This window comes from Piscinibacter sp., from assembly GCF_050175855.1.
Taxonomy (GTDB): Bacteria; Pseudomonadota; Gammaproteobacteria; order Burkholderiales; family Burkholderiaceae_C; genus Piscinibacter.
Genome location: NZ_JBFXIO010000178.1, coordinates 1 through 10,058, shown reverse-complemented (window position 1 = coordinate 10,058; position 10,058 = coordinate 1). Strand labels below are relative to the sequence as shown.

General features: G+C 69.8%; 12 protein-coding genes. 8 read left to right on the top strand and 4 right to left on the bottom strand.

Annotated elements, in window-relative coordinates; genetic code table 11:
* From AB7U92_RS14415 to AB7U92_RS14380, 8 genes are all read left to right on the top strand, one after another.
* The coding region (locus AB7U92_RS14415; protein WP_428578010.1) for an NAD(P)/FAD-dependent oxidoreductase at positions 1-943 on the top strand (943 nt) is incomplete at its 5' end.
* Positions 940-1,698 carry a DUF1365 domain-containing protein gene (locus tag AB7U92_RS14410; protein WP_428578007.1) on the top strand — a complete coding sequence of 253 codons (759 nt, stop codon included), beginning with the start codon at positions 940-942 and terminating at the stop codon, positions 1,696-1,698. The genes AB7U92_RS14415 and AB7U92_RS14410, both read left to right, overlap by 4 nt.
* A gap of 12 nt (positions 1,699-1,710) precedes the next feature.
* Positions 1,711-2,931: a class I SAM-dependent methyltransferase gene (locus AB7U92_RS14405; RefSeq protein ID WP_428578004.1), complete on the top strand. Its 1,221-nt coding sequence runs from the start codon at positions 1,711-1,713 to the stop codon at positions 2,929-2,931.
* 5 nt (positions 2,932-2,936) lie between these two features.
* Complete coding sequence (locus tag AB7U92_RS14400; RefSeq protein ID WP_428578002.1) at positions 2,937-3,488, top strand: chalcone isomerase family protein; 552 nt, start codon at positions 2,937-2,939, stop codon at positions 3,486-3,488.
* Positions 3,485-4,777 (top strand): MFS transporter, encoded by a 1,293-nt coding sequence (locus AB7U92_RS14395; protein WP_428577999.1) that lies wholly within the window; start codon positions 3,485-3,487, stop codon positions 4,775-4,777. The genes AB7U92_RS14400 and AB7U92_RS14395 overlap by 4 nt, the downstream gene beginning before the upstream one ends.
* Positions 4,774-5,307, top strand: coding sequence for a DUF3833 domain-containing protein (locus AB7U92_RS14390; RefSeq protein WP_428577995.1), 534 nt, complete (start codon positions 4,774-4,776; stop codon positions 5,305-5,307). Before AB7U92_RS14395 ends, AB7U92_RS14390 begins: the two co-directional genes overlap by 4 nt.
* A 14-nt stretch (positions 5,308-5,321) precedes the next feature.
* Positions 5,322-6,095, top strand: a complete 774-nt coding sequence (locus tag AB7U92_RS14385) for an SDR family NAD(P)-dependent oxidoreductase (protein WP_428577993.1) — start codon at positions 5,322-5,324, stop codon at positions 6,093-6,095.
* Positions 6,092-6,532, top strand: a complete 441-nt coding sequence (locus tag AB7U92_RS14380) for a nuclear transport factor 2 family protein (protein WP_428577990.1) — start codon at positions 6,092-6,094, stop codon at positions 6,530-6,532. The genes AB7U92_RS14385 and AB7U92_RS14380 overlap by 4 nt, the downstream gene beginning before the upstream one ends.
* A gap of 10 nt (positions 6,533-6,542) precedes the next feature.
* Here the strand turns inward: AB7U92_RS14380 and corA are convergent, their stop codons facing one another.
* From corA to AB7U92_RS14360, 4 genes are all read right to left on the bottom strand, one after another.
* A complete protein-coding gene (corA, locus tag AB7U92_RS14375) occupies positions 6,543-7,505 on the bottom strand; it encodes a magnesium/cobalt transporter CorA (RefSeq protein WP_428577987.1) in 963 nt (320 codons plus the stop codon).
* 167 nt (positions 7,506-7,672) lie between these two features.
* Positions 7,673-9,157, bottom strand: a complete 1,485-nt coding sequence (locus tag AB7U92_RS14370; protein ID WP_428577985.1) for an ATP-binding protein — start codon at positions 9,155-9,157, stop codon at positions 7,673-7,675.
* A 16-nt stretch (positions 9,158-9,173) separates the two neighbouring features.
* Positions 9,174-9,740, bottom strand: coding sequence for a heme NO-binding domain-containing protein (locus AB7U92_RS14365; protein WP_428577983.1), 567 nt, complete (start codon positions 9,738-9,740; stop codon positions 9,174-9,176).
* A gap of 13 nt (positions 9,741-9,753) precedes the next feature.
* Positions 9,754-10,058, bottom strand: a 305-nt coding sequence (locus tag AB7U92_RS14360) for a sensor histidine kinase (protein WP_428577980.1), incomplete at its 5' end; no start/stop codon positions are given.

The window sequence follows — 10,058 nt, the reverse complement described above, 5'->3', positions numbered from 1 at the left end:
GCGCGACATCCTGCGCTTCAACAAGCTCACCACGGCGATCGCCAGCAGCGGGCAGGAAGCGCAGATGGTCGAGCCGATCGGCGAGTTCCTGGCGCGCCACCGCTTCAGCGACGAGTTCCGCGACTGGTACTTCCTGCCGATGATCGGCTGCATCTGGTCCTGCCCGACCGACCAGATGCTGCGCTTCCCGGTGGCCACGCTGATCCGCTTCTGCCACAACCACGGTCTGATCCAGGTGGCCAACCGGCCGCAGTGGTACACGGTGCGCGGCGGTGCGCGGAACTACGTCGAGAAGATCGTCTCGGGCGTCCCCGACGCGCGGCTGAACACGCCGGTGCGCAGCGTCCGCCGCGTGCCGCCGGGCAGCGGCAGCGCCGGCGTCTGGGTGGCCACCGATGCGGGCAGCGAACGCTTCGACGAGGTGGTGTTCGCCTGCCACACCGACCAGGCGCTGCGCATCCTGTCCGACGCGAGCGAGGGCGAGCGCAGCGTGCTCGGCGCGATCCGCTACCAGCCCAACCGCGCGGTGCTGCACACCGACCGCAGCGTGCTGCCGAAGCGCGAGCGGGCGTGGGCCTCGTGGAACTACGAGCGCGCGGCCGACGGCGACCGCGAACAGACGCGCGTGTGCCTGCACTACCTGCTCAACATGCTGCAGCCGCTGCCCTTCACCACGCCGGTGCTGGTGTCGCTGAACCCGGTGACGGAGCCGCACGCCGGCAGCATCGTCGGCGAGTATGAATACGACCACCCGATCTTCGACCTCGCCGCCATCGCCGCGCAGAAGCGCGTGCCCGAGCTGCAGGGCGTGGCCCACACCTGGTTCGCCGGCGCCTGGACGCGCTACGGCTTCCACGAGGACGGGCTGATGTCGGGCGAGGCGGTGGTGCGCGGGCTGCTCGAGGCCTGGGCAGCGCGGGGCGCCGAGCCGGAGGCGGCATGAGCGAACACGCCGTGCCGCTGATCGGCCTCGGCCAGGTGCGCCACACCCGGCTGCGCCCGGCGCGCAACGCCTTCGCCTACCCGACCTATTTCCTGATGCTGCCGATGCGCCGCCTGCGCGGGCAGCCGGCCGCCGGGTTGAGGCGCAACCGCTTCGGCCTGATCAGCTTCCACGACAGCGACCATGGCGATGGACGGGCCGACAGCCTGGCCTGGCTGGAGGACACGCTGGAGCGCGAAGGCGTGCACGACGCCGACGGCGAGGTCTGGCTGCACACCTATCCGCGCGTGCTCGGCTTCACCTTCAAGCCAGTGAGCTTCTGGTACTGCCACCGCGCCGACGGCTCGCTGGCCGCCATCCTGGTCGAGGTCAACAACACCTTCGGCGAGCGCCACTGCTACCTGCTGCGCGGCGAGAAGCTGCGCTTCGGCCAGGAGCTGCGTGCCGCCAAGGTGTTCCACGTATCGCCCTTCTGCGCGATCGAGGGCGACTACCGCTTCCGCTTCATGCGCACGGCCGACCGCACGGTGGCGCGCATCGATCACCATGATGCGAACGGCCCGCTGATCGAGACCAGCGTCTCCGGCCGGCTCGAGCCGCTGACCGCGGCCAGCACGCGCCGCGCCTTCTTCGGCATGCCGCTGATGACGCTGGGCGTGATCGCGCGCATCCACTGGCAGGCCGTGAAGCTGTGGGCCAAGCGCGTGCCGTTCTTCCCCAAGCCCGCCCCGCCGGGCGAATTCATCACCCGCTGATCCGAACGACCGATGACCAGCACGACCACCTTCGCTCCCGCCAGCCTGCCGGCCTCGGCCCCCGCCGCCGCGCGCGCGGTGTTCCGCCTGCTGCACGGCTTGAAGCACGGCTCGCTCGACGTGCAGATGCCCGACGGCACGAGTGCGCACTTCGGCATGCGCTCGGAAGACGGCCCGCGCGCCGCCATCCGGCTGCGCAACTGGAACGTCTGCGCCGCGGCGCTGCGCTCGGGCGACATCGGCTTCGCCGAGAGCTACATCGCCGGCGACTGGACCACGCCCGACCTGACCGCACTGCTCAAGCTGTTCATCGCCAACCGCGACGACGTCGAGTCGATCGTCTACGGCAGCTGGTGGGGCTCGCTGCTCTACCGCCTCAAGCACCTCTTCAATCGCAACTCGAAGAGCGGCAGCAAGAAGAACATCCACGCCCACTACGACCTCGGCAACGAGTTCTACCGTCTGTGGCTCGACCCGACGATGAACTACAGCAGCGCCTGGTTCGAAGGCGACTTCGCCAAGCCGATGCCCGACGCGCAGCACGCCAAGGTGCGCCGCGCGCTGCGCGAGGCCGGCGTGAAGCCAGGCGACCGCGTGCTGGAGATCGGCTGCGGCTGGGGCGCGCTGGCCGAGTGCGCAGCGCGAGAGTTCGGCGCCAGGGTGACCGGCGTGACGCTGTCGCGCGAGCAGCTCGACTGGGGCCGCAAGCGCCTGGCCGATGCCGGCCTGGCCGGTGAGCTGCGCTTCCAGGACTACCGCGACATCGCCGACGGCCCGTTCGACGCCATCGCCTCGATCGAGATGTTCGAGGCGGTGGGCCGCGAATACTGGCCAAGCTACTTCGCCACTGTGTACGACCAGCTCAAGCCGGGCGGCAAGGCCTGCATCCAGAGCATCACGATCGCCGAGAAGTATTTCGAGCGCTACGTGAAGTCGACCGACTTCATCCAGCAGTACATCTTCCCCGGCGGCCTGCTGCCCAGCCCCGGCGCTTTCCGCGAAGCGGCGGCCAAGGCGGGCCTGCGGGTGGTCAACGAGCTGGACTTCGGCCTCGATTACGCGGAGACGCTGCGCCGCTGGCGCGAGACCTTCCTCTCGGAAGAGCAGCGCGTGCGGCGGCTCGGCTTCGACACGCGCTTCATGCGCATCTGGGAGTTCTACCTCGCCTACTGCGAGGCCGCCTTCGCCACCGGCAACACCAGCGTCATGCAGTTCACGCTGCAGCGCGACTGACCACCATGGACACGCAGCGCCGCACCCTGCTCGCCGCACTGGCCACTGCGCCGCTGGCCGTGCAGGCCAACCTCGCACCGCCGCCAGAGGTGGGCAGCGAACTGCCCGGCGCGCGCCTGCTGGGCAGCGGGCGGCTGACCTTCCTCGGCCTGCACGTCTATGACGCGCGGCTGTGGACGGCCGACGAGTTCGCCGCCGACCGCTTCGACCGCCACGCCCTGGCGCTCGAGCTGCAGTACGGCCGCACGCTCTATGGCCGACTGATCGCCGAGCGCAGCCTCGAGGAGATGAAGCGCCAGGGCGGCTTCAGCGAGGAGCAGGGCGAACGCTGGCTGGCGTCGATGAAGCAGACCTTCCCCGACGTGAACAAGGGCGACCGCATCACCGGCGTGCAGCGCCCCGGAGAGTCGACGCGCATCTTCGTCAACGGCAGCTTGCGCGGCGAGCTGCGCGACGCCGAGTTCACGCGCCGCTTCTTCGGCATCTGGCTGGCGCCGCAAACCTCGGAGCCGCGGCTGCGCCAGTCGCTGCTCGGCCCGGCATTGGCGCGTTCATGAGCGGCACCGCCTTGACGCTGCCCCGCACCCCTGCGGCGCCGGCCGCCGGCGTGCGCGCCGGCCTGTCTTACGGCGGGCTGGGCCTGCCGCTGGCCTTCGTCGCGCTGCCGCTGTACGTGATCCTGCCCAACCACTACGCCACCGAGTTCGGCGTGCCGCTGGCCGCGCTCGGCGCGGTGCTGCTGGGGGCGCGATTGCTCGACGCGGTGGCCGACCCGCTGATCGGCCGCTGGGCTGACGGCCTGTTCGCGCGCTCGACGATCGCGGCCTGGACGGCGGTGGCGATCGCGGCGCTGGTGCTGGCGATCGGCTTTCGCGCCCTCTTCTTTCCGCTCGTGCAGGGCACGGCCTCGCTGCTCGCCTGGTGCGCTGCCACGCTGGCCGTGGCCTACCTCGCCTACAGCGTGATCAGTGTGATCCACCAGGCCTGGGGCGCGCGCCTGGGCGGCGACGAGACGCAGCGTGCGCGCATCGTCGCCTGGCGCGAGGGCCTGGCGCTGGTGGGCGTGCTGGCGGCCAGCGTGCTGCCCTCGCTGGCGGGGCTTTCGGTGACGACGCTGGCCTTCGCCGCACTGCTGCTGGCCGGCGTAGCCGCGCTGTATGCGGCCCCGCGGCCCGATGCCGACCGCGCGGCGTTCGCGCCGGTGGCGATGACACTGCCGCTGGCCACCCGCGAGTTCCGTACCCTGCTGGCGATCTATCTGGTCAACGGCATCGCCAGCGCGATCCCGGCGACGCTGGTGCTGTTCTTCATCCGAGATCGCCTGCAGGCACCGGCCTTCGAGCCGCTGTTCCTGGCCAGCTACTTCGCCGCCGGCGCGTTGTCGATTCCGCTGTGGGTGCGCGCGGTGGCGCGCTTCGGGCTGGCGCGCTGCTGGCTGGCCGGCATGGTGCTCGCCATTGCCGTGTTCGCCTGGGCCGCGCTGCTCGGCGCGGGTGACGTGGCGGCCTATACCGCGGTGTGCATCGCCAGCGGCGTCGCGCTCGGTGCCGACCTCACGCTGCCCGGCGCGCTGCTCGCTGGCGTGATCCAGCGCGCCGGGCACTCGGGACGCGGCGAGGGCGCCTACTTCGGCTGGTGGAACTTCGCCACCAAGCTCAACCTCGCGCTGGCCGCCGGCCTGGCGCTGCCGGCGCTGCAGTGGTTCGGCTACGCGCCCGGTGCGCGCGGCGACGAGGCGCTGACCGCGCTCACCCTCGCCTACTGCCTGCTGCCCTGCGCGCTCAAGCTCGGCGCCGTGGCGCTGCTGTACGTCCTCTGGATCCGCCCTTCGGAACGACTCGCATGATCAGACGATCCCTCCTCGCCGCGCTGGCCGCCGGCGCGCTCACGCTGGGCTGCGCCTCCGCGCCCACGCCCGCCGACTACGCCGCCGAGAAACCGGTGCTGGCGCTCGAGCAGTATTTCAACGGCGAGCTCGTCGCCCATGGCATCTTCACCGACCGCTCCGGCAAGGTGGTGCGCCGCTTCACCGTGCTGATGAAGTGCAGCTGGAACGGCGACGAGGGCGTGCTCGACGAGGACTTCACCTACAGCGACGGCAAGAAGGAGCGCCGCGTCTGGCGGCTGAAGAAGCTCGGCAACGGCCGCTACACCGGCACGGCCGATGACGTGGTCGGCACCGCGCAGGGCCAGGCCGCGGGCAACGCCTTCCAGTGGGCCTACACGCTGCGGCTGCCGGTGGACGACAAGGTCTACGAGGTGCAGTTCGACGACTGGATGTACCTCGTCGACGATCGCGTGATGCTCAACAAGGCGGTGATGAGCAAGTTCGGTTTCCGTCTCGGCGAAGTGACGCTCGCCTTCACCAAGAAGTGATGAACTGGTTTCGCATGCCCCTCAATCCCCGCTTTCAACGCTGGCCCGGACAGGTGGTCTGGCTGGTCGGTGCCTCCACCGGCATCGGCCGCGCCACCGCCGAGCTGCTGCATGCGCGGGGCGCCACCGTGATCGTCTCGGCGCGCAACGCGCAGGCCATCGAGACCTTCGCGCAGCAGCATCCGGGCAGCCTCGCACTGCCGCTGGACGCCACCGACCGCGAGGCGCTGGGCGTGGCGGCGCGGCAGATCGTCGAGCGCTTCGGCCGCATCGACCTGGCGATGTACTGCGCCGGGTACTACAAGGCCATGCGCGCCACGCGCTTCGAGCTGAGCGAGATGCTGCGCCACCAGGAAGTCAACTACGTCGGCGCGCTGAACATGCTCGACGCGGTGCTGCCGACGCTGCTGGCGCAGAAAGCCGGTCACCTCAGCCTGGTGGCCAGCGTGGCCGGCTACCGCGGCCTGCCCAACTCGCTGGCCTACGGGCCGACGAAGGCGGCGCTGATCAACCTGGCGCAGACCTTGTACCTCGACCTGCAGCCGCAAGGCCTGGGCGTGTCGGTGGTCAACCCGGGCTTCGTCGAGACGCCGCTGACTTCGCAGAACGAATTCACCATGCCGGCGCTGCTGACGCCGGCGGAAGCCGCGCAGGAGATCGTCGCCGGCTGGGAGGCCGGCCGCTTCGAGATCCATTTCCCGAAGCGGTTCACGCTCTGGCTGAAGCTGCTCAGCCACCTCGGCGACACGCTGTACTTCAAGGCGGTGCGCCGCGCCACCGGGCTATGACGCCGCGCCATGCCGATGCACGCGTGGCGCGTGTGGTGGCGATGTTCGAGTCGCTGGCGCCGGAGGACATCCCGCGGCTGGCTGAGTTCTACGCGGCCGACGCGCGCTTCAAGGATCCGTTCAACGACGTGACCGGCGTGCCGGCCATCCAGCGCATCTTCACGCACATGTTCAACGCGCTGGACGAGCCTCGCTTCGTGGTGCGCGACATCGTCGCCGACAGCGACCAGTGCTTTCTCACCTGGGACTTCCTGTTCCGCATGAAGCGCTTCTCGCGCGGGCCGCAGGTGATCCACGGCGGCTCGCACCTGCGCTTCGACGCCGGCGGAAAGGTGGAGCTGCACCGCGACTACTGGGACGCCGCCGAGGAGCTGTACGAGAAGCTGCCGGGCGTCGGCGCGCTGATGCGGTGGCTGAAGCGGCGCGCGAACAGCTGAGCCGCGCCGCTCAGCGCAGCCAGCCCTTGCGCCGGAAGTACAGGAACGGCGCAGCCACCGAGGCCACCATCAGCGCGATCGCGAACGCATAGCCGTAGCGCCAGTTCAGCTCCGGCATGGCCTGGAAGTTCATGCCGTAGATGCTGGCGATCAGCGTCGGCGGCAGCAGCGCCACGCTGGCCACCGAGAAGATCTTGATGATTTTGTTCTGGTTGATGTTGATGAAGCCGACCACGGCGTTCATCAGGAAGTTGATCTTGTCGAACAGGAAGGTCGTGTGCGAGTCGAGCGAGTCGATGTCGCGCAGGATCTGCCGCGCCTCCTCGAACTGCTCGGCGTTGAGCAGACGGCTGCGCATCATGAAGCTGACCGCGCGGCGCGTGTCCATCACGTTGCGACGGATGCGGCCATTCAGGTCTTCCTCGCGGGCGATGGCGGCCAGCACCTCGGCGGCCACCTGGTCGTTGACGTCCTGCTTGAGCACGCGCGCGCTCACCGCCTCCAGGCTGTCGTAGATGCCTTCGAGCGCGTCGGCGCTGTACTCGGCGTCGGCGTCGTAGAGCTTGAGCAGCACGTCCTTGGCGTCCTCGATCAGCGCCGGGATGCGCCGGGCGCGCAGGCGCAGCAGCCGGAACACCGGCAGCTCCTCGGCGTGCACCGAGAACAGCACGTTCTTGTAGAGAATGAAGGCGACGCGCACGTTGCGAGCGCGCTCGTCGTCGTCGATCAGGAAGTCGGAACGGATGTGCAGCTCGCCGTTGTCTTCCTCGTAGAAGCGGGCGGACTCCTCCAGGTCTTCGTCGACCACGTCCTGCGGGATGGTCAGGCCGTAGTGCTGCGCGATCCAGCCCTTCTCCTCGGGCGTGGGCGCGTCGAGGTCGACCCAGATCGGCTTGACGCGCGCCAGCGCATCGAGGCTCTCGATCTCTTCCTGGAACAGCCGGCCGTTGGCCAGCGAGAACACGTTCAGCATTGGGGCTCCAGCATGGCCCGGGGGAAGCGTCAGGTGGAATGCTCGTCACCGCCTCGCCCCGACGCATGGCCCGACGAGGGGTGCCGGGCCTGCCTGGAGCGGACGGTCACCGAGGGGGGGGCACGTCCAATTCGAACTCCGCGAAAGTGCAGTTGGAAATTATGGCATCAGGCGCACGACGCCGGCCCGGCGAGCGGGAACCACAGCGTCACGCTGGTGCCGAAGCCGAGCCGGCTGGCCACGTCCACGCTGCCGCCCTGCAGTTCCATGATCTCGCGCACCAGGCTCATACCCAGGCCGGAGCCAGGGATGTTGCCCGACGGGTCGGCCCGGTAGAAGCGCTCGAAGATGTGCGACAGCTGGACCTCGTCCATGCCGATGCCCTGGTCGGCCACGACCAGGCCGAGGCGCCTGGTGCCGCCTTCGGCGCACAGCCGCGTCGACATCACGATCTCGCCGCCGTCGGGGGAGAACTTGACCGCGTTGGACAACACGTTGCCGATCGCCTGGCGTGTCTTGGCCGCGTCGATGGCAACGCACTCGTCGTGATGCGCGAGCTCGACGCGCCAGTGATGCGACGGCCCGCCGCGGCAGGCGGCGAGCGTCTCCTCCACCAGCGGCACCAGCGGCTGCGCGTGGATCGCGAAGTCCAGCCCGCGCCGCGCCTCGATGCGCGCCAGGTCGAGCAGCTCGTTGACGATCTGCACCAGCAGCGTGGCCTGGCGATGGATGGTCTGCGTCATGTCGCGGCGCCGCTCGGCGGGCATCTCGCGGTTCAGCAGCAGTTCGGAGAATCCGAGCACGCTGACCATCGGCGTGCGCAACTCGTGCGCGGCCGTGGTCAGGAACTCGCTCTTCATGCGATCGACCTCGGTCTGGTGCGTGATGTCCTGCAGGTGGATCGCCAGACCGCCGTCGTCGCTCGCCCGCGCGCTCAGTTCGACCACGCGGCCGCGCAGCAGATTCACGCTGCACGGCCCGCGCTGCGCCAGCTCGGCGAGCCGGGGCGGTTCGACGGGTTCCGCGCAGGCCGCGTCGAGATGCCGCTGCACTTGATCGAGCGTGGCAGGCGCGGCCTCGCCGGGAGGCAGGCCGAGCAGCTCGCGCAGGCCGCTGTTGGCCTGCAGCAGCCTGCCGGCGGCGTCGAAGTAGCCGACACCGTGCGGGTTCAGCTCGATGACCGTCTCGAGCTGGTGCGTGCGCGCCTGCAGGCTGGTGGCCAGGCGAGTTGCATCGTCCAGCGACATGCGCGCGGTCTGGTGCAGCAGCAGCATGTCGCCCGAGGCGTCGTGCGCGGCGAAGTCCGGCAGACCGAGTGCATAGTGCGACAGCTGCTCCATGCGGGTGAACATGGCCGCCACCAGCAACCAGACGCTGCCGTCGTCGTCGAGGTGGACGCCGCCGCGCAGCATCAGCGGCGGCTCGCCATGCCCGCGCAGCACCACCATGCCGCCGTCGTGCCGACGCCAGTCTTCCAGGGTCAAGAGGCCGCGAGGCCGGCGAAACTCCAGGTGCTCACCGACCGGCCTGCCCGGCCGCAGGGCCGGCAGCGCCTTGCGCAGCGACGGGCCTGCCGCCAGCAGCGTGCCGTCCGGCGCGATGCGCAGATGGAACGGAAAAGCCCGCTCCAGCGCCTGCCGGCACTTGCTCATGTCCACATCGTCCCGCTCAGACCGCGAACGGCGCTTCCGCGAGGACGCGCACGCGGAAGCGATCACGCGGAGACCCCGGTGCGCGCCCCTCGACGTGATCGATCACCACGCGCTGGCCGAACCGGCCGGCCAGACCGCGCACCAGCCCGATCACCATCGGCGCCAGGCCGTCGCGGCTCGATTCGTAGATCAGCTCGAACTCGCCGTCACCGATGTCCTCGACGAAGAAGTACGGCAGCGTCATCTCGGGGAAGGCCGTCTCGATGCGGCCATGCATGTCGTTGAGGTTGCCGAGCACCTCACGCACCCCGGCGCCGGCGCTGCGCAGCATCTCGCCATAGCCCTGTTCGGCCGTGTAGAGGATCCAGTACTCGCCGAAGGCCTCGAGCACCTTCTCCGCCGGCAGGTCCATCTCGCGGCTGACCGAGCCGACCAGGCGGTTCGTCACGTCGTCGGGGTAGCTGCGCACGGCGACGAAACCATCGGCCCCCACCTGCGCATGGGCGCACACGCGGCGCCAGCCGTCTTCGCCCTTCATCTGCTTGACGAGGTCCTCGACCGCGCGATTCACGAGACCATACATCTTCGTTGCTCCTTCAGTCCTGGGTGATCGAGGCCGGCACCTCGACGAGTGGGAACCACAGCGTCACTCGCGTGCCGATACCCGGCTCGCTGTCGACGTCGATGCGGCCACCCTGCAGCTCCATGATTTCCTGCACGAGGCTCATGCCCAGGCCGGTGCCGGGGATGTTGCCCGAGGGGTCGGCGCGGTAGAAGCGCTCGAACAGGCGCGCCTTCTGCGCCGGCGTCATGCCGATGCCGGAGTCGGTGATGGCCACGCCGACGTGCGGCCGGTCGTCGAACTCGGCGGCGAGCGTGTGCAGCCGTATCGGCCCGCCGC